18 protein-coding genes are annotated in these 23,444 nt (G+C 48.8%); 9 read left to right on the top strand and 9 right to left on the bottom strand.

Translation table 11 applies throughout. The features are described from left to right. Positions 1-2: 2 nt before the first annotated feature. The 3 genes from AB1I49_RS07240 to AB1I49_RS07250 all read right to left on the bottom strand — a co-directional run bounded on the left by AB1I49_RS07240 (position 3) and on the right by AB1I49_RS07250 (position 1,792). Positions 3-968, bottom strand: coding sequence for an alpha/beta hydrolase (locus AB1I49_RS07240; RefSeq protein ID WP_407720547.1), 966 nt, complete (start codon positions 966-968; stop codon positions 3-5). A gap of 12 nt (positions 969-980) precedes the next feature. Then, positions 981-1,106, bottom strand: a complete 126-nt coding sequence (locus AB1I49_RS07245; RefSeq protein ID WP_407720548.1) for a cyclophilin-like fold protein — start codon at positions 1,104-1,106, stop codon at positions 981-983. Positions 1,107-1,216: 110 nt separating this feature from the next. Next, positions 1,217-1,792 carry an acyltransferase gene (locus tag AB1I49_RS07250; protein WP_407720549.1) on the bottom strand — a complete coding sequence of 192 codons (576 nt, stop codon included), beginning with the start codon at positions 1,790-1,792 and terminating at the stop codon, positions 1,217-1,219. A gap of 125 nt (positions 1,793-1,917) precedes the next feature. Here AB1I49_RS07250 and AB1I49_RS07255 point away from each other — a divergent pair, with 125 nt between their 5' ends. Further along, entirely contained in the window at positions 1,918-2,793 is an 876-nt protein-coding gene (locus tag AB1I49_RS07255) for a LysR family transcriptional regulator (RefSeq protein WP_399552666.1), read from the top strand. A gap of 386 nt (positions 2,794-3,179) precedes the next feature. Here AB1I49_RS07255 and AB1I49_RS07260 read toward each other — a convergent pair whose 3' ends face one another. The 3 genes from AB1I49_RS07260 to AB1I49_RS07270 form a co-directional block, all read right to left on the bottom strand. Beyond that, complete coding sequence (locus AB1I49_RS07260) at positions 3,180-3,485, bottom strand: hypothetical protein (protein ID WP_201426523.1); 306 nt, start codon at positions 3,483-3,485, stop codon at positions 3,180-3,182. 45 nt (positions 3,486-3,530) lie between these two features. Continuing rightward, on the bottom strand, positions 3,531-4,139 hold the full coding sequence (locus AB1I49_RS07265) for a hypothetical protein (protein ID WP_316610375.1): 609 nt from the start codon (positions 4,137-4,139) through the stop codon (positions 3,531-3,533). Positions 4,140-4,216: 77 nt separating this feature from the next. Then, positions 4,217-10,108, bottom strand: coding sequence for a hypothetical protein (locus AB1I49_RS07270; RefSeq protein WP_407720550.1), 5,892 nt, complete (start codon positions 10,106-10,108; stop codon positions 4,217-4,219). 712 nt (positions 10,109-10,820) lie between these two features. On the opposite strand from AB1I49_RS07270, the gene AB1I49_RS07275 reads away from it, so the two are divergent. The 7 genes from AB1I49_RS07275 (at position 10,821) to AB1I49_RS07305 (ending at position 19,381) form a co-directional block, all read left to right on the top strand. Further along, complete coding sequence (locus AB1I49_RS07275) at positions 10,821-12,146, top strand: IS1380 family transposase (protein WP_407720551.1); 1,326 nt, start codon at positions 10,821-10,823, stop codon at positions 12,144-12,146. Positions 12,147-12,642: 496 nt separating this feature from the next. Then, a complete protein-coding gene (locus tag AB1I49_RS07280; protein ID WP_407720552.1) occupies positions 12,643-13,401 on the top strand; it encodes a hypothetical protein in 759 nt (252 codons plus the stop codon). Between the two features lie 153 nt (positions 13,402-13,554). Then, positions 13,555-14,079, top strand: coding sequence for an S-ribosylhomocysteine lyase (locus tag AB1I49_RS07285; protein WP_201426527.1), 525 nt, complete (start codon positions 13,555-13,557; stop codon positions 14,077-14,079). 163 nt (positions 14,080-14,242) lie between these two features. Beyond that, positions 14,243-16,612, top strand: coding sequence for an ABC transporter permease (locus tag AB1I49_RS07290; protein WP_407720553.1), 2,370 nt, complete (start codon positions 14,243-14,245; stop codon positions 16,610-16,612). A 102-nt stretch (positions 16,613-16,714) separates the two neighbouring features. Next, positions 16,715-17,470, top strand: coding sequence for an ABC transporter ATP-binding protein (locus tag AB1I49_RS07295; protein WP_407720554.1), 756 nt, complete (start codon positions 16,715-16,717; stop codon positions 17,468-17,470). Between the two features lie 22 nt (positions 17,471-17,492). Continuing rightward, complete coding sequence (locus tag AB1I49_RS07300; RefSeq protein WP_201426530.1) at positions 17,493-18,158, top strand: response regulator transcription factor; 666 nt, start codon at positions 17,493-17,495, stop codon at positions 18,156-18,158. Between the two features lie 2 nt (positions 18,159-18,160). After that, positions 18,161-19,381 (top strand): HAMP domain-containing sensor histidine kinase, encoded by a 1,221-nt coding sequence (locus tag AB1I49_RS07305; protein ID WP_201426531.1) that lies wholly within the window; start codon positions 18,161-18,163, stop codon positions 19,379-19,381. A gap of 44 nt (positions 19,382-19,425) precedes the next feature. On the opposite strand, the gene AB1I49_RS07310 is transcribed toward AB1I49_RS07305, so the two are convergent. Next, positions 19,426-20,505: a serine hydrolase domain-containing protein gene (locus tag AB1I49_RS07310; RefSeq protein ID WP_201426532.1), complete on the bottom strand. Its 1,080-nt coding sequence runs from the start codon at positions 20,503-20,505 to the stop codon at positions 19,426-19,428. Positions 20,506-20,630: 125 nt separating this feature from the next. Between AB1I49_RS07310 and AB1I49_RS07315 the strand changes: the two genes are divergently transcribed. After that, positions 20,631-21,311: a DUF421 domain-containing protein gene (locus AB1I49_RS07315; protein ID WP_407720555.1), complete on the top strand. Its 681-nt coding sequence runs from the start codon at positions 20,631-20,633 to the stop codon at positions 21,309-21,311. A gap of 132 nt (positions 21,312-21,443) precedes the next feature. On the opposite strand, the gene AB1I49_RS07320 is transcribed toward AB1I49_RS07315, so the two are convergent. Both AB1I49_RS07320 and AB1I49_RS07325 read right to left on the bottom strand, forming a co-directional pair. Next, positions 21,444-22,754, bottom strand: a complete 1,311-nt coding sequence (locus AB1I49_RS07320; RefSeq protein ID WP_201426534.1) for a sensor histidine kinase — start codon at positions 22,752-22,754, stop codon at positions 21,444-21,446. After that, entirely contained in the window at positions 22,751-23,425 is a 675-nt protein-coding gene (locus AB1I49_RS07325) for a response regulator transcription factor (RefSeq protein WP_316610722.1), read from the bottom strand. Before AB1I49_RS07325 ends, AB1I49_RS07320 begins: the two co-directional genes overlap by 4 nt. Positions 23,426-23,444 lie beyond the last annotated feature (19 nt).

Here is a 23,444-nt window from a genome sequence, read left to right on the forward strand (position 1 = left end):
TGTTATTTGAAAATTTTCCTCAGATAATTATAGAAGCACTGTCTCCAGAATTTATAATCATGTCCATATTCGTCAGCCAGATCTGTCTGATTCTTAACGCCCATTTCATCGAGAACCTGATGATAATACTGTGTACAGTCGATATTCCACGGATCTTCGCTGCCGACCGCCATATAAAGATAATACGGCTTTGTTTCGGCTGTCGGCTGAGGAAATTCCTCAAACACGGGCGTATTCCAGAAAGTGCCTTTATAGTATTCGGTTGGAATCACGCCGGTATCGGGCGCGAATCCCGCAATATAGCCGAATTTATCGAGCCATTTGAAGCCTGTGCAGAGTGATTTCGCACCGCCTTCACTCATACCTGCAACGGCTGTGTATTCTCTGCCTGTTCTGACGGGATAGTTTTTCTCTATATACGGCATTAAGTCCACCGCGACGTCATCGATCGCTTTGTCGTATATGTAACGAAGTTGTTCCTCGGTCTTGTTTTCCTTATCGGACTGCTTGTCGGTGTACATATCCACGTTGACAAGAATCATCGGCACAGTCAATCCGTCGTTCAACATATTGCCGTAGAGCAGGGTCACATATGAATCTGTATCGATCTGATCGCTGTGGCTGCCGCCAAAGCCGTGGAAAATATACATCACCGGGTAGGTTTGGTTCTCATCATAGCCCGCAGGCAGAAGAATATTGCACTGCTTGTTATCCCCCGCCGTTGTCGAATAATAAGTCACGTCCGTTTGTACGGTTCCGTAATCCACGCCGCTTTTCTTTTCAAAATAGCTGTCTGGAATGTCATAGCGGTTCTCAACGGAATATGGGTCGTAATTTGTATCATCAGCGTCTGTTTTTGATGTGCTGCTGTCTGAGGTTGTTCCTTTTGCGTCATTATTCTGTGCGTTGGTACAAGCGGAAAAAACAAACGTACTGATCAGCAATAGTGCAACAATGATTTTTTTCATAAAGCCCTCCGATTAATGACTGAGTGTAATTGTTACGTTGCCGTTTGAAAGCAGCTCCGTCAACTCTGCCTGTGTTTTGTCTGTGATATGTCCTAGGCGTGTATATGCCCATGTGTTGGAGCCGTAGAACACGACCATTGAGTTGCCGTTACTGCCGTGGTTTCTGTTTCACTTCTTTCGCTGTTGCAGGCGCTGAACAGAATACAGCAAACCGCAATCAGCAAAACGGCGAATATTTTATTCATACACTATTCCTTCGTTTCGATTTGCTTTATCAGCTTTGCAGGCACACCGCCGACAATGGTATTGGCTTCAACGTTTTTATTTACGACCGCGCCTGCCGCTACTATCGCGCCGTCCCCTATTGTCACACCGGGAAGAATGGTCACATTCGCGCCGATCCAGACGTTCTTGCCGATAACAACGGGCTTTGGAATGAGATTAGCGCGCTTGCTCGGATTCATATGATGATTGAGAGTTGCAATCACCGTTTTGGGCCCCACCAGCGTTCCGTCACCGATGGTGATACCGCCCTGATCCTGAAACTGACAGCAGGAGTTGATAAACACATTTCTGCCTAATTTCAGATTCTTTCCGCAATCGGTGTAGAACGGCGGAAACATATACGTTCCATCGGGAAACTCTTTGTCCGTTAGTTTTTCCATCAGCGACTTGATTTCATCGGGCGTGTGGCAGGCGTTGTTCAGCTCGACTGTTATTTCCATAGCTTTATTGGACAGCTCGGTCATTTTCAGATGAACGTCTGAGAATGCAATTACTTCCTGTCCGCTGTTCATATAGTTTAAAAACTCTTGTGTAGTCACAGAATCACCTCTCTGTGTCTATATTATACATCAGGCTCTTGCAAATTACAAATACTTATATTAAATATTGTATTATGCTTTACAAGCATATTAGAAGGTGGTATGATAATATAGAGGTGAGCATATTGGAACTCAGAGTTTTGAATTATTTTTTGGCAGTTGCCAGAGAGGAAAGCATTTCAGGTGCGGCAAACGCTCTGCACCTTAGCCAGCCTACGTTGTCACGGCAGTTGAAGGATATGGAAGATGAGCTCGGCAAACAGCTTTTTATTAGGGGCAGAAAGAGGATCGAGCTGACCGATGAAGGCAGGATCCTGAAGAAACGAGCAGAGGAGATCATCGCGCTTGTCGAGAAAACAGAAAACGAAATCACCGTATCCGATGAGCATATCTCCGGCGATGTTTTTATCGGCGCAGGTGAGACCGTCGGTGTGCACTTTCTGACAAAAGCTGCAAAGCGTGTGCGGGACATCTACCCAGACATCCGCTTTCACATCATCAGCGGCGACAGAACCGATGTTGTCGAAAGGCTTGACAGCGGTCTTGTGGATTTCGGCTTGGTGTTCGGAAGCGTTGACGAAACAAAGTATGAATCAATAAATATCCCCAACAGCGATGTATGGGGTGTATTAATCAGAAATGACAGCCCGCTTGCGAAAAAGGAAATGATAGATCCTAAGGATCTATATGACAAGCCGTTGATTGTGTCCCGTCAGGCAGATAAAACCGGAATCGTAAAGCGTTTGCTTCAGCGCTCGGCAGATAAGATGAACATCGTCGCAACCTACAACCTTATTTTCAACGGCGCTCTGATGGTGCATGACGGATTGGGTTACGCACTGTGCTTAGAGAGCGTTCATCAACCGGATCCAAACAGCGAGCTGGTCTTCAAACCTCTGTCCACCGCTGTCAGTGAAGACCTGCACATCGTATGGAAAAAAGACAACGTCTTCTCTAAAGCCTCACAAAAGTTTTTTGAGGAAATAACAAAAGCACGTTAAATGACAAACCTCCGCTTGGAAATCTTAAAAGCCCAAACGGAGGCATTTTTATATCTCTATTATCCCGTGATTTTCCTCGTTCTTTTCGAACGCGTTACAAAAAAATCAATATCTGATTGTTCTACGAGCGCAAAGCTCGCAGAAACGGAAGAAGATTGGAACTCGTTCTTAAGAATCCCCATATTCTTTTATGCCGTATGGTATCATGACATTATTGTTTTTTCCATTTCACTCCCTGAATTATTAGTCACAACAGAAGAATAAATGATTACACCCTCGCCGAAAACGACGAGGGTGTAATTATGCTTATCAGTTCATTATATCCATTTTAGCCGAAGATAAACATCAATATTACGAATAAACCGATAATACAGTCATAAATACCTCTAGTGTTCAGAACGACTATTCATCCACACCAGAACCATTGTTCCGCCCAAAACAAACATAATAATAAAAGCATACCACGCAATCAACTCTCCTGTCTGAACCGGACTGCTGTCCGACGGTTCGGGGCTGGTTGGCAAGGGCTGTGTTGCTTCGCTCGTCTGTTCCGTTTCTGGTTCAATGCGGGCAATTACCTCCGTGCTTCCGCCTTGTCCGCTTTGCGCGGACATAACGGCGGGAACAGTTAAGAGAAAAAGGCTGAACAGCATGAAAAACACACACGCGCCCTTGAATATGCAATTTTTCATACCAATAACCTATGGCAAAGTCATCTCAATAACAACGCCCTGTTATCAAACGTTGTCAATCGTGCTGAAGAATACCATGTAGCCGCTGTAATCGCCGGCGATTTCAGCAATGTTCTGACCGTAGAGCTGCTTCTGATGGAAGCGAAGCGTACCGTTCAGAGTCTGACCCTCTTCATTGAAGCTGGTAAGATAATAGCCCTTGGTGAAGAAATCACCATTGTTGACTCTGGTGGACTCGTTTAAGGTTTCGGTAGAACGGTAAACGTCATAGTTAAATTCTATTGCAGAATTCTCTTTATTTGCGATTTGGAAAGCACGGTCATCTGCACTTGCGTTCTGATCCTTGACATAGACTGCGATTGCCTGCTTTGCGGTGTCAAGACCTGTAATTTCGGTTGCCTCAACAGCATAGGTTACATCCTTGTTGTAGTCATCATTGTCATCGGCGGGAATGGCAAGTGTTCCAAAATCAACTACATCGGGAATGGTGATGATGTAGCTTACGTCGCCGGGAGCGGCGCCGTCAATGTGGGCAATGACTTCTGTATTGCCGCTCCGATTGGTTTCTGTCAGCTGAGCCGCAGATACGGATACGGCTGATAACGCCGCGAGAGCTGCTGCAATAGTGATGGAGATTATTCTTTTTACTTTCATGGAAATACGTCCTTTCAATAAAGATTTTTTATCTCAAGCTTATTTGACAATAAGCCGAATGCCTGATTTTGCTTTTCTTATCGGTTTTCAAATTTGCGCCTCCTGAAATAAGCAAAAACCACGATTGCCAATATAACGATAAGCAATGCGCCTGTATAGAAAGGTTCTCCCGTCTGAACCGCGCCGCCCGCGACAGTGCTGCCGGATCTGCCGGTGTCGTCGGTACTCTTATTTGCGCTGTCCTTTGTGGAGGACGAAGCGTCATCGGAAGGCTTCGTTTGAGTAAGTGCAAAGCTGCCGAGGTCGGCGACGGTAAAGGTCGCTGTACCATTTTCAACGCTGTCGGGCGCGATGGCAATTACTTCGCCGTCTGAATTGATCACCGTCAGCCAGATGGTTCTGCCGTTTGTGGGAACCGACAGTTTCATGCCACCCGCTGTCCACAGCTCGGCAGGCATATAGTTTCCGCTGCAGTCAATCGTATTGGCGCTGTAGGCGGCGATGATATTGCCCTTTGCCGCAAGCTTTGCGTATTCCTCGCTGCCGGAGGAAAGAGGCTGCAGGTCAAATTGCAGATCCTTGTGCATCAGGCTGCTGACCGTGAGGTTTTCGGCGAGGGTAAGCGTCCGCCGGTTCAGGGTTCTGCCCTGAATGATTGGAAAACCATTGTTGAAATAAGTATTATTATAGGCTGTATGCACCCATGCGACGGTATCATCGGTCACGGTGTTGAGCTTGTCAACGAACGCGGGCTTTTTCATGTCGGCGGTTTCCATCAATCCGGAGTTATCGCTGAGCTTTGCGGAGGATAATGCGCCGACAGCGGGAATATTGTCGAAATCCGGATAGAATACATTTCTGACTGCCGCAGAGCTGTTATCACCTGCGATCATACCCTGCTTTTTGCTGTCGCCGCAGGAGGGATGACCGGAGTTATAGCAGGCTTTGATCTTGCCACTGTTATTGCCCGCGATGCCGCCTGAGACTTTACAACTGCTCGAGGTGGAACCGACGGCGCCGTTGTTGGCACAGCCGTAGATTTCACCATTGTTGTCCGCAGCGATACCGCCGCTGGTAACCCCCTCAACTACCGTGGCGTTGCGGGTGCCGGTAATAGTGCCCTTGTTGACTGCCGCAACACCGCCGCAGTTCTCGCCGAAGATATAGGAATTATAGTCTGACGGCTTGATTACTTTTCCGTTAGAAAGAGTGACGGTCTTGCTGCCGGCAAGATTGATACCGCTTGTGCAGTGGTCGATGGTTCCTTCATTGAACGCCGCAATACCGCCTGCGTACTCGGCGGCTGTTACACTGCGACAATCCAATACCATCAAATCTTTAACAATGCCGTCCTTGCCGATGTAATCAAATAACGCCTCGTTTTGGGAGTTATTCATTCTCAGACCGACGATGCAGTAGCCCCTTCCGTCAAATGTGCCGCTGAACGGTTTGTCGGACGTTCCGATACCCTGAGTCCATTCTGAACCGTCGGGCACAATGATGTCGGCGTCAAGATAAGCGGAATCAGAATTGCTGCCGCTATTTACCTGGTCGCGGAATTCGCACAGTTCCTCATAGGTGCGGATACCGCGACCGGCAGGCTCCGGCTCCGTTGCAGGCTCTGTTGTCGGCTCCGTGGGTTCAACGGTTGTCGGCTCCGTGGGCTCTGTCGTGGGCTCAACAGTCGTCGGCTCCGTGGACTCCGTCGTGGGTTCAATAGTTGTCGGTTCAACGGTTGTCGGCTCAACAGTAGTCGGCTCAACGGTCGTCGGCTCTGTGGGCGGCTGCGGAGGATTGCCGTCGGGATAGTTGGAATAGCGGTTCTCGCTCTCGATGTAGTAGATCGTGCCGCGGTTCTTGTCGGGCAGCGGATAATCGTCGGGCGTTTTGCCGTTGTCGATGTTCTGATACCACGCCTGCGTGCCGTCGGTCACGCCCTTGTTTAGCTTGTATCCCGTCTCGCCCGTTTTAAACTGTTCCGCAGAGTGAGGGGAAGCGTGTCCGTAATCGTTAGAACTGTTTACGAGATAGTAGCAGTTGTTGATACTCACTCTATCCGATGTCACAACCGCGATCGGATCGCTGGAACTGGATGAGGCGGCAGTTAGCATTCCGTAGTTGTAGCAGTTGTTGATATTGAGGTAGCAATAGTCGAAGAAAACGGAAGTCCACGGGAAAACGATGATACCGGAAAGAAGCCCCGACAAATCTTTGTAATTATCCCATGATGATGAGAGATCTCCGATATTCGCGCAGTTTTCGACGGTTGCCGTGGGATAGGCTGCTGAGAATACGATACCCGCCGCACATCTGATCGGTCCGCTGAAGCTGCCGAAATTGAGACAGTTGCTGACGGTGTCTTTATCCATAATGTCTGTCGCGATACCCGCAACAGTTACGAGCATGGTCAGGTTTTCGTCGGCAGAGAGGGTCACGTCAACATAGCTGTAAACGTGGTCGATGGTCGTTCCTACGGTCAAGCCTCCCGCTATCGAGGCAAAGCTCAGCACGCTTGAAGAGTACGGATTATAAGTGTCTTCGCGGTGATAGTCCAACTCCGCTTTTCCTTTCAAGGCAAAATTCTGGATCTTTGCCCCATCGCAGTTGACGAAAAATCCGTACTTCATGTTTTCTTCATCATGATTCGTGACCGTTTTGCTGAAGTAGAAATCGTTAATGGTGAAGCCCTGTCCGTCAAAAACGCCGCCGAAATCAGGGATCGGCTCCCACTGAAGGCTTTCAAGGGTGATGTCGTTCATCAGCTTGAACTTCGGCGATTTGTTCTGATTATCAAATATCGCGTGGGTGTGGTCGTTTCTCACCAGCGCGGAGATCCAGAACAGGTTGCCGGCGTTTCTGATCTGATAGCAGCCGTCCTCACCCTGAATGGGCGTTTCATACAGACCGCAGTCGCGGCAAATGCCATTGTGGAAATCATGGTAATCGGGAATGTTGAGTGTGATGTTTTTGGCGGGCATAGTGAAGGTGATGGTCTTGGCATCCTCGTCAACAGTGAGCGGAACATTCTCGGTGATATCCTTGCCCCATTCATCGGTGATGACGATAGTGCCGGTCAGCGCTTCGTTGATGGTGGCGATCAGCGTAACGGTATCGCCCTCATCATACTTCATCTCATAGACGGGAAGGGTTTTGCCGTCGCTGTCAACAAAGAACAGTCCTCTGTCATGCACCACGGAATCTCGGATCGTAACGGTATAGTCCTTTTCCAATTCAGCAAATTCGGGAACCACCACGATGTTCTCGGGGTTTTCCGCGTCAAACGTCACAGTGTAATCGTTATTTATGATGGTGACGGGATAATCCATGTTGCTGGTTTCGCCGTGTGCACTGACGGATTTCAGAACGTGTTTGTCGTCCGTCACCGCTTCAAGCTTCGCCGTTTCGCCGGCGTTGTAAGCAACGGGAACAAAATCCCAGCCGATGTAGAGCCAGCCGCCGCCAACCTTCATATAGCTGGTGGGCTTGCCGTTATTGTCATATACAAATTTATCGGTATCAAATATTAAAAGCTTACCCGATTTATCGTAATCCGCTCTGACAAAAACGTCCTGCGCCGGCATTACAAAGGAATACGCACGTTCGGTAGGCACAAAGCACTGCGCATCGGAGGGCGAGCAGGTCACGTTCTTCAGCTCGTGCTGCTCGGGTTCGGTGGTGTCCTCATCCAGCAGCCATACCTTCGTCACCGTGCCGCTCTCATAGGGACGTACAAAGAAGGTGACCGTCTCTCCCTCGGCAAATTCCTTGCGGGAGATACTGTCGTGTTCTCCGAATTGCAGGTCGCCGTCGAAGGAATTGAGCAGGGTGACGCTGTGGCGAGGGGTCGCGGCGTTCTTCGTGGTAACCTTGACTGTGCAATCCTGATAGGGAGAGGAGAATACAAGCTTATAGCAGCCGCTGCTCACCTCGCAGAGCACATCGGTGACATCGACGCTTTTCTGGTCGCCCGTTTTGGAATCCTTCATTGTCTGGTTGCTGTTATAAAGGGTGGTCATTTCGCTGCCGTCGGCGCGATAGAGCTTGATAGTGTCGATCGCCTTGCCGCTGTCGGGCGTCATTTGCAGCTCCACTGCGGAGCCGCTGTTCACCTTTTGACCGCCGTCGGCAAGCTTGTTGCCGCCGCAGTACAGCGATACTGCCGCGCCGCTGCCCTCCGCCTTTATATTGCGGCTGATGGTCTCGTAGTTCTTCATGATGATCGTCACAGGGTTATTGCCGCTATTAGGAAGATCGGCGATTTTCACGTTGAACTGGTTAGAGCTTGCGGAACCGAGAATCGGCATCGACTCGTTGAGGATCTGCATCTTGTTGCTTGAGTTGTCGTAGCCGCTTTCATTCAGGATGACATAGGCGCCCGTTTTCAAATCGTCATAGTCGTTTGAAGCAGACTTGTATGAGCTCTCGACGTTCGCCGTCTGGGTAAGTCCCGCGACATTTCTGAGGTATGCGTCAAGTTGGTTGCCGGACGAATCCCAGATGTTCGGCGAAAGCAAGTCATTCAGATCTTCCCCGTTGGTGATTGTTTTAAAGCCTCTGTCCCTGCTGTTTTCGTTTGTTTTTTGCAGATTGAAATAATCCTGAGTCGGACAGTAATCACCCGGCATATTATAATTAAAATATAGGTATTGTGTGGTGAATTGGGTCTTTTCATCCTTGTAGTTGCTGACGGCGTATACGGATGAGGTGCCATAGGGCTTGATCAGATAAAACTTGCGGTCGGCATCGGTCACATACGCCTTAAGCTTTCTCGTCAGATCTTGAAGCAGGTTATCTTCAACCTTATGCTCTTCGTATTCTTGATAGTCCATCTGCATATTCTGCATCATGTCGTAACCGCGCATCAGAGAGGTGAGCTGGTTCTGATAGAGCGAACAGAGCTGATAGACGCCGCGAACAGCCTTTTTCTGGCGTTTATCAAACAACGACCATGTGTCGTATACCACCTTCTGGCGGTCCGACTCTTTATCTTTATCATCGCAGTAGCTCACGTCGGAGTTCAGCAGGCACACCTTGTAGCTCGCGTACAGCTGGTAGGCGGTAAGATAGGTAATCAGCGGAGAGGCGGCGTCGCCGATACTCGCCGTCATCAGATCGTACATCTGGTTCTCGCCGACGATCTGTGCCTTATAGCATTCCTCCGCATAATCGAGATAGGTCAGATTATCGGAGCGGTTACCCCAACCGTTAGTGTCCGATAAATCATCCAACAATGCCTGCGACGGCGAATACGGAGAAATCAGCTCCAGATATCCGGTCAGGTCGCTGTCAAAGTTGATGCCGTCCTGATGCTCAACCGCATCGGCGCCGTCGGTTTTTATGCCGTCGTAATATGCGGATACCGTACTGTAAGCGGTTTGAAGATTATGAAAATCCTCATATAGCTGATTCTCGGTCGCATCGGGATCGTTCGAGTCTTTGCAGTATTTTTGAAGCGCATCGTTCAGATCGGTAAAATTATTGATGACGCTTCTGTATTTGTCGTCGAACGAACGCTCTTCCGATACCTTATCATTGAACGCGTATTTGGTGATGATCACGTTCAACTGTGAAAGCAGACTGTTTGTGTGAGAGGTTGCGGCGCGGACGGTCAGATCCAGCTCGGAAAGCTGCTGCTGAATCTCGCTGCACGCCGAAAGAATTTTGGAGTTAGCGACGCCCTGACCGCCGCCGAGGATCTTTCTCGTGGCGTTGAGCACCATCTGAACATTCTCGTTTTCAACCGAGGACGCCGCCTTGCCCAATCCTGCCAGAATAGTGCGGTCGATCAGGTCATAGGCAAACTTCTTCATTTCCTTTGTGGCTAAGCTCGTCACAATTCCGCCGACGGACTCATCGGATGTCTGAACCGCCGATACCACTGAGGGCATAACGCATGACAGAACTATCAGCACAGACAGCAAAGCAGCCGTGACGACAAGTCCTGCTTTTTTTGATAGTCGTTTTAGCATACACAACACTTCCTGTTATAATTTTCCAGGATTATAATAGCAAAAAATACAGGTTATAACAAGGTATTCGGGACTAACGGTCAAATTTAGGGACGAACGGTATTAATTTTTTCGACAAATCGAACAATAATGATATAATAGAAGTTCGACTGCCGTATGCTCGAAAAAAAGTCACTCAGGTGCTTGACGAAACAAAAAAGCACCCTCGGCAAAAGTGAAATTATAGAGATAGCTGACTGCAAATCCCTGCACTCGGAAATTCTCTACTTCAGTGCCTCTACCGCGATTTTGATTCCAAGCTGACGGTAAAACACCATAGGGTAATTTCCACACCATTTGGGATCCACGAAAAAGATGTTCTCATAGTCAGATATATCGTCAAGATACTCTTTTAATTAGGGACGAGCCTTTGCTCTTAGCTCGGCGTTTGCTTATTTGATACATAAAATATAATCATTATCATACAGCTTGACTGTATCGATCTCAACACAAAAGCGCGGATACCATCCGGTTATCCCGCGCTTTTAAATTAAAATAATTAGCCTAAATTATTCACGCAAGTGCCGGTAAGGACCCCAACACCGGGGAAAACACTGATAAAATCGAAAAACGGGCTTTCACCTAAAAGATGAAGCCCGCAGGGTATGGAAAAGGGACTTCAAATTTGGTATAATGTAGTTACCACAACAACAAACCAAAGGAGAGAAGTCCCATGGCTATTATATCAGAAACAGTGTTGGAAAGCAATAAGAAAATTCGCGTAAATTTCGATGGCGGCAATCTTTCTTCGGATGGCGGACTGCTTTTGCTCAAGGAGTTTTATCACAAGCTGGGCGTCAATTCGCTGCTCAGAAATCGTTTCCGCACAACGGACACTGCTTCATTCCGAATCCACAAAGATCATGAGAATCTTTTACAGATGCTCTATCAGATTACCGGCGCCTATTTTCAGGACGATCACGCCGACAGCCTGAGAAACGATCCTGTCCTGAACGCTGTTATCGGCAAAACCGCTTTAGCCTCTCAGCCTACTCTGTCCCGTTTTCACAACCGCATGGATGAACGGAGTTTACAGCAGTTGGAAGAGATACAGCGGATTCTTCGCAGAAGAGTCTATTCCGTCGAGAAGCCGGAGCACATTCTGTTCGACCTCGATTCCACCCTGCTGGCTGCTTACGGCACACAAGAGGGCGAAGCGTTCAACTACCACTACCAAGCCCACGGTTATCATCCCCTGCTTTGCTTCGACGGAATGACCGGAGATTTGCTGAAGGTAGAACTGCGCCCGGGAACGCAGTATTGCAGCAACGGAGCAGCCGCGTTTATGCTGCCGCTTCTGGAGGAATATCAGAGAGATTATCCTCAAACAGCGCTCTTTGCACGGGGAGACAGCGGTTTTGCCACTGATGAGCTCTACAGCCTGTTTGAAACGAACGGTACCGGCTATGTCATTCGGCTCAAGGAAAATCCGGTACTGAGAAGACTTGCTCAAGACTTGGACTCTGAACTGTATGATCTTACCCGGGAGGACACTGTTTCTCATGCCGTCGTGTATGGTGAATTTCTGTACAAGGCGGGTTCTTGGGATTACCCCAGACGCGTCGTCTGCAAAATCGAGAAGCCTTACGGTCAGGCGATTCACATGCATACCTTTGTTGTGACCAATATGGAATCATCTCCTGAGGATTTGATCCGCTTTTACTGCAAGCGCGGAAATATGGAAAACTTCATCAAGGAGTGCAAATCCGGATTTGATATGAGCTATGTCAGCAGTTCTTCCATGATTGTCAACGCCAACCGGGTTCAGATTCATGCGCTTGCATACAATCTCTTCAACTGGTTCCGCCGCCTGACACTGCCTGAATCCATGCGAAAGGATCGTATCGACACTGTCAGACTCAAGCTGTTGAAAATTGCAGCCAGAATCGTCAGCTCCGCGAGATATGTGTATTTTAAACTGTGCAGTTACTGTCCGCATCAATCCCGGTTTTTCGAGACTCTCGCCAATATTAAAAAACTCAGTCCGCAACTCGAATAGACGTTACCCCGTGTACCTTGACAGCTTCAAAGAAATCCCGTTCAAAAATTATCTGACCCCCAAGGGAGTAGTGCGCCTTTTTTCGGTGGAAAACTTTGCAGGATGTCAGTGATATTGATGTCTGATAATGCACAACCATTTGCAGATGCAGTTTCGGATGTGCATGAATAATTCAGGCTTAGGGCTCGATAAAACCGCAACGAAAAAAGAACACTTTTCTTCAAAATCTATTTTTCTGCTATCTGATCGTCAGCAATTGTCCTGTAAAATAAATCGTTCTTTTTTTGAATGCTCTCCCTAACATTACGTGCTATCGAAAAAGCAATTGCTTTTTTTACAAAATTCGTTCTTATCTTAAAGCATTTGATGGAGTTTTATATAAAATCATTATACAGGGACAAATACATCTTATAAAACAATTGCTATTGAGAACGCAATATGTTATACTGCTACAGGCACAGAAAAATGTGTGTAAAAAATGAACGGAGGAATAATCATGTCAACTGATAACAAAAAACTTGAAACAATAGCTTCAGAGACAGAAACAGAAGAGGTCGAAGAAGCAACACCGAAAAAGAAAAAGCTGTTCACGGCAAAGCGAATTGAGGTAATCACAGCTATTTTCTTAGGCGTAACAGCGCTGCTCACGGCATGGGCAACCTGGATCGGCTCGCTTCACGGCGGCAATCAGGCAACCAATTTCACAAAGAGCAACAACCTCGCTTCCGAGGGAAACGCCGCTTATAACTCAGCTATGCAGATGTATCTCTCAGATCTGATGGCATGGAATACCGCGATCGATTATCAACTCGACGCTGAGGTTGCCAAAATGAAGGGCAACGAAGAGGAAGCGAAAATCTATGAAGACAAAATGCACTATTTCATGCAGCAGAACAGCAGTCAGATCCTGAGTGATGCTATGAATCAGATGGACGATTCAATGTCCTCTCCCTTTGAGGTAGAGGGAATGACCGATAAATACTTTGAGGAATCAAATAATCTTATCGCTCAGTCTCAGGAGCTTCTCGAGGAAGGCAAGCGCGACAACAGAAACGGCGACGCCTACAACCTTGTCAACGTTATCTATTCCGTTGTACTCTTCCTGTTAGGTATCGTCGGCGTGTTCAAGAACCTGCCGAACCGCGTTGTAGTACTTTTTATCGCGATCGCAGGCGTTGTGCTCACTACTATCTATATGTTCACGATACCGCTGCCCACAGGATTTAATATCCTCAGCTTCTTCGGAATGGCTTAATTATCATATAACACCCTGTGCCCCGTTTTTTTCGGAACGCAGGGTGATTTTTTACGTTTTTGCCCATGACATATTGATATTGAATTTTCAGCCCGTTTGTGTTATGATTTAACCACACAGATAATACGTTATATAATGAAAGGTGTTATGGACATGAAAATGATACAGAGCTTCTCCGTAGACCATACAGCCATTGTCCCGGGCATATTTCTCAGCCGTGAGGACATTGTCGGCGACAGCATTGTGACAACCTATGATATAAGACTGAAAAGACCGAACAGAGAACCCGTTATCGATGTGGCGGCTATGCATTCGCTCGAGCACATCATCGCGACCTTTCTCAGAAATGACCCCGACTGGAAGGACGAGGTTATCTACTGGGGTCCCATGGGGTGTCTGACAGGCTTTTACCTCATTCTCAAGGGCAGCCGCTCTCCCCGTGAGATTTATGAATTGTTGCTGAGAGCCTTCAGATCGGTCAACGACGCTCAGGAGGTTCCCGGCGCCGCTCCAGTAAACTGTGGTCATTACCTCATGCACAACCTCGGAATGGCAAAATGGTACGCGGCGGAATTCGCTGACTACCTCGAAGCAAACCGGGATAATTCCAAAATCTTTGAGTACCCGAAGGCTGAACGGCTTGTAACTGACGACGGACAGCATTTCTACGACTCGTAATAACAAATATCAAGCGCTTGCCTGAGTGGCAGGCGCTTTTTTCATCGTTTTAAAAAATATTATTTCATTTAAGGATTATTTAATAATTTCTCCGCTATACTCATGCTGTAAGGTTCACAAGAGCGATTTTTGTGATACAATATACTCAGTAAGGAGAATACGTATGTTTTTTGACATTTTGAAACGCGACCTGAAACGCAAAAAGACAATGAATGTGATTGTCCTGCTGTTCGTCATTTTGTCGGTGATGTTCATTTCCTCGAGCGTGACAAATCTGACGGCGGTGACCGGCTCGCTCGACAGCTTTTTTGACAAGGCAGGAGTCGGCGACTATATGACCTTTGAGCGCAGCGGCGGCAGCGTGACGGTAAAGGACGCTGTGAAGAACGCCGAGGGTGTGACAGACTTTAAGCAGGAGGAATGTATTTTTATTTCGGGTCACAGGTTTGTTGAACACGACAACGCAAAGGACAAGCAGAATGCTAACGCGGGCTTTGTAAGCTGTATATCTCATCAGATAGAAAAATATTTTGACAGCAATGACAGCGAAATTACCGAGGTAAAGGACGGCGAGGTATATGTCCGTCAGTCCCTCCTCGACAACAGCAACGCGAAGGTCGGCGACAAGGTTGAGCTGACCGTCAGCAATGTTACCCGGACCTTTACGGTAAAGGATACGCTCAAGGACGCGGTGCTCGGCTCGCGCATGATGGGCAACGCGAGGTTCCTGCTCTCGGAGAACGACTACAAGGCGTTTGAAAAAGCAGAACCTATCGAGCCGTATCTGTTCTACATCAGCTTTATTAACACCACAGATCTTCCCGCGCTCCAAAAGGCTCTGATCGCCTGTGACGCTGTGGCTTTCGGCGGCGACCGCTCGCTGATAGAATTTACATATATAATGGAAATGATCATCGCGGGCATTCTGCTGATCGTCAGCATCGCGCTGATTCTGATCGCGGTCGTGATCCTGCGCTTCACTATCAGCTTTACGCTAAGCGAGGAATACCGTCAGATCGGAATTATGAAGGCGATCGGTATTCCGAACGGCAAAATCCGCTCGCTATATCTTGTAAAATATCTCGCGATCTCGATTGTCGGCGCCGTGATCGGTTTTGCGGTTTCGATCCCGTTCGGCAGTATGCTGCTGAAAATGGTTTCGCAGAGCATCGTGATGGACAACTCGGGCGCAGTTATTCTCAGTATTCTCTGTGCGGCTGCGGTTGTCGGAATCATCGTGCTGTTCTGTTATGTAAGCACGCGCAAGGTAAAAAAATTCACGCCTGTTGATGCTATCCGCAGCGGCACAACAGGCGAACGATATAAGAAAAAAGGCATCATTAAGCTCGGCAAAAAGCCCGTAAGCCCCGTGTTCTTCATGGCAGTCAACGACATTCTCAGCAGTCCCAAGCGTTTTTTGATTATGCTGTTTACGTTCTTCATCGGCATCTCTATGCTGATGATAGGACTGAATATCTCATCAACGATGAAGAGCGGCAAGCTGCTCGGCTGGATTAATATGGCTGAGTGCGACGCGGCGGTTGTGGAATCGGGTGCGATTGAAAAATACATGGTTCCCGACGGCAGAGAGAAGCTCAACAATAAAATAGCCGAGGTGGAATCTGACCTCGCTGAAAAGGGCTGGGAAGCGGATTGCTTTGTGGAAACCATTTCAAATGTTGTCGTTGTCAAAGGCGATACAGAGCTGAAAACCCACGGCGTAGAGGGCGTGAATATGACGCCGGACGAGTATCTGTATTTGGAAGGCACCGCGCCGCAGAACAAGCACGAGATTGCCATGTCGTATGTTGTCGCTGACAAATTAAATGTCGCAATCGGAGATACCGTCACGGTAAAAACTCTTGACGGCGAGACAGAGTGTATGATTACGGCGACCTACCAGACAATGATGTCTATGGGAGACAATATCCGCCTGTATCCCGGTCAAACCTTCAGCTTTAAGAACCTTGCGGGAATCAACGATTTTCAGATTCGTTTTCATGACAATCCAAGTTCCTCTGAGATTGAGAAAAGAATAGAAGCCATCAAAGAAATGTATCCCAATGACAAGGTAATGAACGCGGGCGACTATGTCGATTACTGCGTAGGCGGCGTAGGAGGTATGATGGACGGAGTAACGGGTTTGCTGCTGCCGATTATCATTCTGATCGATATTTTAGTTGCCGTATTGATGGAAAAGAGCTTTCTCACAAAGGAACGCGGTGAGATAGCGATGCTCAAGGCTATCGGCTTTAAAAACCGTTCAATAATATTCTGGCAGACGCTCAGAATCGCGATCATTATGATTGCGGCGGTACTGCTCTCTGTCGCTCTCGCCGACCCAATCGGCAAGCTTGCGACAGGCGGTATTTTCCAGATGATGGGCGCGAAAAACATTATCTTTGACACCGACGTACTCAAAACCTGCATCATATATCCCGCTATCGTCTTTGCGGCAACGGTTTTCAGTGTATTCCTGACTGCGCTCGGGATACGCAAGGTCAATTCAAACGAAATCAACACTGTTGAGTAAGGCGCCGGTGGGCACGTTCTGCGCCTTTTGTAAACTCACCAATCGGGGAAATGTTCATCAACAGCGCGTCAAACGATCGATTTATCAAGAAAGAGGATTACTATGGCTAAAATTATTGAAGTGAAAGACCTTTGTAAAACATATATCACCAACAAAAGACAGAACAACGTCCTGCGCAACGTCAGCTTCTCAATCGACGAGGGCGAGATGGTCGCCGTGATGGGGCCGTCAGGCTCGGGCAAGTCTACCCTGCTCTACACCGTTTCGGGAATGGACAGCATGACCGCGGGTACGGTTCTCTTCGGCAGTAAAAACATCTCCGCGCTCAAGCCCACTCAGCTTGCGGCGCTCAGACTTGACGAAATGGGCTTTATCTTTCAGCAGATGTATATGCTCAAGAATCTCTCGGTACTCGACAACATCATTCTTCCGGCGCGCCAGTCAAAAGCCAACACTCTCTCCGCGAAGGAAAAGCTCGAGCGCGGCAAGGAGCTTATGCGTAAGCTCGGTATCATTGAAATCGCCGACAATGACATCAACGAGGTATCCGGCGGTCAGCTTCAAAGGGCATGTATCTGCCGCAGCATGATCAACAGTCCCAAGATGATTTTCGCCGACGAGCCGACAGGCGCGCTCAACCGTCAGAGCTCCAACGAGGTTATGGAGGAGCTGTGTAAAATCAACGCGGACGGCACCACAATCATGCTCGTGACCCACGACGCGAAGGTCGCCGCAAAATGCTCGCGCGTGCTTTATATTGTTGACGGGAATATTCAGGGAGAGTATAATTTAGAGGGCAGCGACGAGAGAACAAAGGAACGCGCCCTGAACAACTGGCTGCTTGAACAGGGCTGGTAATCGGATTTTGGAGTGAAAAGAAATGGTCGACATTCTTGTTGTAGAGGATAATATCGAAATGGCAGCGCTGCTGTGCGATTTTCTGGAAGCTGACGGCTATTCGGTAAAGCACTGTGCGGACGGCGACAGCTCCGTAAACTCCTTTGAATCGGAAGGCGCAAGGCTGGTGATACTCGATATTATGCTGCCCTCCCTGGACGGTTTCGCGGTCTGCCGCAAAATACGCGAGAACGCCAATACCCCGATCATCATTGTCAGCGCGAAAACCGAAAAGGACGACAAGCTCAACGGTCTGATCCTCGGCGCGGACGACTACATCGAGAAGCCGTATGACATCGATATTCTGCTCGCAAAAATAAAGGGCATCTTCACGCGGCGTTATCAGACAGACATTCTCTCAGACGGATTCCTGAAAATCAACAAGAGCAAGCGCATTGCATACAAGGGAAACACACCTCTCGACCTCAGACAAAAGGAGTTTGACCTGCTTCTGCTGCTCGCCGAAAACGCCGGCAAAACTCTCAGCAAGGATTATCTGTTCAATCAGATTTGGGGCTTTGACAGCTTTTCCGAACCGCAGACGCTGACGGTTCACATCAAATGGCTCAGACAGAAGATTGAAGCCAACCCAAAAAAGCCCGAACACATTGTGACTGTCTGGGGCGTCGGGTACCGCTACGAGAGGTAATTATGAAAAGCTATATCAAACTGACGGTTGCCGTCATCGCTCTGATCGCGGTGATTTTTACAGGAGCGAATTTCATTTTAAATAACGCAGGCAAGGGTGACGAAGGTCGCCCTTATCGCGTTGAGGCGCAGAGAATCGCCGTAAAAATAGAAAACGGCGATGACTATTCCCTGTCCGACTATCCGACTATCACAAATGTTGAAAAGCTGACAGACGGCTTCAAGAGCGGCGACAGCGACTATCTTGTCAAGGATATCGGCGGCACTCTCTACCGCTTTGACTATTCATATAATTCCGACAACAGCACCGCAGTCAGGCTGTTCAACATCAGCTTCGGAGTTGTGGCGGCGTTTGTGCTCGTTCTGATGGCGGTTCTCTTCATCAGGATCATCAGACCGTTTGAAAAAATCAGCGATTATCCCACGGAGCTTGCGAAGGGCAATCTGACGGCGCCGCTTAAGGAAAGCAAGGACAATTATTTCGGCAGGTTTTTGTGGGGACTTGACCTGCTCCGCGAAAAGCTCGAAAGTCAAAAATCAGCCGAGCTTGAGCTGCAAAAGCAAAACAAGACGATGGTGCTCTCACTCTCGCACGACATAAAAACTCCTCTCGGCGTGATTGAGCTGTACGCAAAGGCGCTCGAAAAGGGCTTGTACAAGGACGAGCAAAAGAAGCTCGAGGTCGCGCGGAACATCAACGGAAAGTGCGAGGAAATACGCGGCTATGTGGACGGAATCGTCAAAGCTTCAAGCGGCGACTTTCTGAATCTGGAAGTGCATAATGGCGAGTTTTATCTCTCGGCGCTGATAAGCCAAATCAAAGCATTCTACACCGACAAGCTGAACCTGCTGAAAATCGACTTTTCCATTGAGAGCTTTTCCGATTGTATCCTGTCTGGCGATTTGGAAAGGTGCGTTGAGGTTCTGCAAAACATCATCGAAAACGCCGTGAAATACGGCAATGGCAAGGAAATATCTATTGCTTTCTCGAGAGAGGACGACTGTCAGCTCGTGCATATCCGCAACAGCGGCTGTACTCTCAGCGAAAACGAGCTGCCGCATATTTTCGACAGCTTCTGGCGCGGCTCAAATACCGGAAGCAACAGCGGCAGCGGCTTGGGACTTTACATCTGCCGCACACTGATGAGAAAAATGAACGGAGATATTTTTGCAGAAATCGACGGCGGCGACATGATCGTCACCGCGGTTTTTACAATCGCATAAAAATAAAAAATCCTCAGCAGGTCATTCTTGCTGAGGATTGATTTTTATTGGATTATGTTTTTCAGCAGCGCTCCCGGTAAGGAATCAATATAGGTCTGTGCCGAGCTCTTGTTGCTCGAAACAAACAGTCTCAGACCGCGCTCGACGTTGATATAGTCGATTGAGTTATATGTGCCGATAGCGCCCGGGTGACCCGTACCGCCGTCAAACATCTTCATCAGTCCGTAGCCGTAGCCTGTGCCCGCGTCGGGCGAATAGTTCTCTGTCATCTCGAGGAAGGTTTCCTTTGAAATCAGCTTGCCCTCGGAAATTGCCGACATCCACGCATCCATATCCGCAGCGTTTGACGCGATATCGCCCGCGCCGTTGGAAAGACCTGTTTCAATCACATTGCCGTTATCCTCACCCCTCGTAAGTCCTTCAGCCCATGCGGGATTGTCCTTTACCTCCTCGACAAAGCCCGAGTGAGTCATCTTGAGCGGCTCAAAAATATTCTCGCGCACAAAGTCGTGATAGCGCTTTCCCGAAACCTGCTTGACAATATCAGCGAGCAGGAAGTAGTTCGAGTTGGAATAGGCGTATTTCGAATCAGGCTCAAACTTGAGCGGCTGCGCGAAAATCCACTCCTTGACGGCGGCTATATTCTCGTCCTCGGTATTGTCGAAGGAAACGCCGTCGCACGTCGCTTCGTTCACCATGTCAATTATTCCCGAGCGCATTGTGAGCAGGTTCTTCACAGTCATGTCCTTCCCCACTTCGTACTCGGGGAAATATTTTTCGAGCTTATCGTCAACGCTTAGCTTGCCCTGCTCGCGCAGCATCATTATCGAGGTCGCGCAGAACTGCTTGGAAACGGAACCGATGTACATTGAGGAATCGATGGTGAGGTCGTTATTGCTCTTGTCCTTGCCGTTGACATACTGATAGATGACCTCGCCGTTTTTCGTCAGGCTGGCAACTCCTTTGAAGTTGTTTCTTTTCAGAACGCCGTCCATCGCTTCCTTCTGGTCAGCGGTTATTGCGGCAGCGGTCGTCTGTTCGGTGTCCGACGGGCTGACATTTGAACACGCAGCGGTCGAACAAATAATCATTACTGAGGAAATTATAGCGATAAGCTTTTTCATATAAATACTCCTTTTATCAGCTTTTTTATTCATTATAATACGTCCGTCTGAAGTTCATCTGAAGAAAACGAGGAATAAATTCCAAACCGGCCGCGAATAATAGTACTTGAATCGGAGGGACAAAAATGGAATTTTTAACGGTAATACTGGCGTCGCTGTTTTCGGCGGCGGTTCTGTTTATAATCGCAAAAATCATCGGCCACAAGCAGGTAGCCCAGCTCGAGTTTTTCGACTACATCACGGGCATCACCATAGGCTCGATTGCCGCGGAGCTTGCAACTACGCTGGACAAACCTTGGTGGAAGCCGACAGTTTCGATGATAGTGTTCGGTATAATTACGGTGGTGCTCAGCGTGCTGACGAGGAAATTCCCTCGAAGCAGGAAATTCATCAACGGTACGCCGACGATTATCTTGAACGACGGCAAGCTGTACCGCAAAAACATGAAGAAGGCAAAGCTTGAGCTCAGCGAATTCCTGCTCTTGTGCAGGCAGGAAGGGTATTTCAATCTCGACGATATCCAGACTGCGGTCTATGAATACAACGGCAAGCTCTCTATCCTGCCCGTCAGCACAAAGCGTCCGCTGAACCCCGAGGATATGGAGCTTTCGCCTGAGCCTGAGCATATCGGCACAGAGGTCATCATGGACGGAAGAGTCATCGGCGACAACCTCAAGCGCAAAGGGCTCAACGAAACGTGGCTGCAAAAGGAACTCAAGGAACAGGGCTATAAGAACGCCAAGGAGATTTTCCTCGGTATCTGCGGCGATGAAAACAAGCTTACCCTCTACCCTCTTAAGGATTAAACCCACAAGGCAATTAGCTTCTTCCGTCGATGTCCTCCTTGATCTGCTCAAAGGTCACGCCGTATTTTTCGGCTATGTCGGCGGCGTAGCTGACTCCCTGAGGCGGAGCATTGCTAAGAGCTTCTGCTTGTTTTAATTCTGAGGAAGCGTGCAGATGATCTGCAGCCTTCCGTTTTCGGTGATCCGTGCTTTGATCGTGCCGCCGTGCTTTTCCGTTATCGCGCGCGCTATTGAAAGACCTATGCCGAAGCCGCTGTTTTCTTCCTTTGAGCGCGATTCGTCGCCGCGGTAAAAGCGGTCGAAGAGGTGCGACAGAGCTTCCTCGCTAAGCGGTTCCTTCGAGGCGTTCTCGGTTGAAAAGACGATGTTCTTTCCCGAGCGGCTGAGGGTGATAAGGATATCGCTGTCCTCGGGAGCGTGCTTTACAGCGTTCTCGCACAGGGTGCTGATAAGTCTGCGGACAGCCTGCTCGTCGCCGCAAAGCGTGAGATTTTCCTCCGCGTCCAAAATCAGATTCTTGCCGTTGAACTCAGCCATGCCCGCAAAAGGTGCGGATACGTCCGAAACGGCGTTTGAGAGATTGAAAACACTGCGCTCGAGGTGCGAATCAGCCTCGTCCATGCGCGAGAGATAGATCAGCTCGTTGACGAGCTTGCGCATATTCGAAACCTGCTTCTGCGTACCATGAATCCACTCATTTTGTCCGATATCCATTGACAGAACGTCCATGTTGGCGGAAATTACCGTCAGCGGAGTCTTGAGCTCGTGACCCGCGTCGGTGATGAACTGCTTCTGGCGCTCGATGTTCTCGACTATCGGCTTTATCGCCTGATTGCTCAGAAGAAATACCACCAGCCACGCGAGAAGGATTCCCGCGATACAGGCGCATAATGAAATCAACGCTAGCGTCGCGACCTCGGAATACTTCGATTCGCAGTTGAGGAATACGGCTACCTTCGCGCCGTCGTCCTTGTTGGTGATACGATACATATATGTGCCCGTATTTCCCGAGCTGCTGTCTGACGCGAAAACGCCCTCAGCGATCGAGAGCAGCTCCTCTTCGGTATAGTCGGTTTCCTTTGAGCCGACTCCGAGTAAAAGCTCACCGTCAGTCCTCTGTATAGCGATAAAGTACCTCGATTCCTCGAGAGTGCTCTGCATATGGTTGTGACCCTTTTGCTTTAGCTGCTGGCCGCTGTCGTCTGTAGCGCCGTTTTCGTGCCTGCCTTCTCCCTCGCCTTCGCCGTTCTGGAAGCCGCCTTTTTTCTGCTTTTCCTGAGAGATGGCGTTTTCATTCTCGACGAGGTAGTCAAGGGTCGTATTGAGCTCGCCGATAGTGCTGACAAGATGAACCATGTTTATTGAGCCTGCTACGAGCAGCATGGCGAGAGTAAGCGCTAGCAGCGCGATACGGATAAAGCGCTGCCGAATTTGATTCATCATAGCGTATTCTCCAATGTATATCCTACTCCGCGGACGGCTTTGATCTGAGCGTGCGCGCCGAGTTCTGTGAGCTTCTTGCGTAAAAATGAGATATTGACCCAGACGACGTTGATCTCGGAGTCGCTGTCCCAGCCCCAGATACGTTCCATTATCTGATTAATACTAAGCACCGCACCCTTGTGCTCAATGAGCATTTCCATAAGCTGAAAGGCTTTGTTGTTGAGGCGGACTCTCTTTGCGCCGCACTTGATTGACATGGCGGATTTGTCAAGCTCGATATCCGAAAACTTGATCACGTCGTGCTTGAAGTCCTCCTTGCGCCTGAGCATCGCGCGGACGCGTGCGAGCAGCTCGGAAGCGGCGAACGGCTTCGGAAGGTAGTCGTCCGCGCCTGTGTCAAGACCCGCGACCCTGTCCTCGACAGCGTCGCGCGCCGTGAGCATGAGAGCTGGTGTGGCTATGCCCTGCGAACGCATTTTTTTGAGCACTTCAATGCCGCTGAGCTTTGGCATCATCCAGTCGAGAATCACTCCGTCGTATTCGCCTGTTTCAATATAGTCAAGCGCGTCCTGACCGTTGAAAACGACGTCGACAGAATATCCCGAACGCTCCAGAAGCGTCTGTACCGCCTTCGCGATGTCGCGGTCGTCCTCGGCAAATAATATACGCAAGTCAGGTCACCTCCATAGT

This window comes from Ruminococcus sp. NATIVEDY160 (assembly GCF_045819885.1).
Classification (GTDB): domain Bacteria; phylum Bacillota; class Clostridia; order Oscillospirales; family Acutalibacteraceae; genus Ruminococcoides.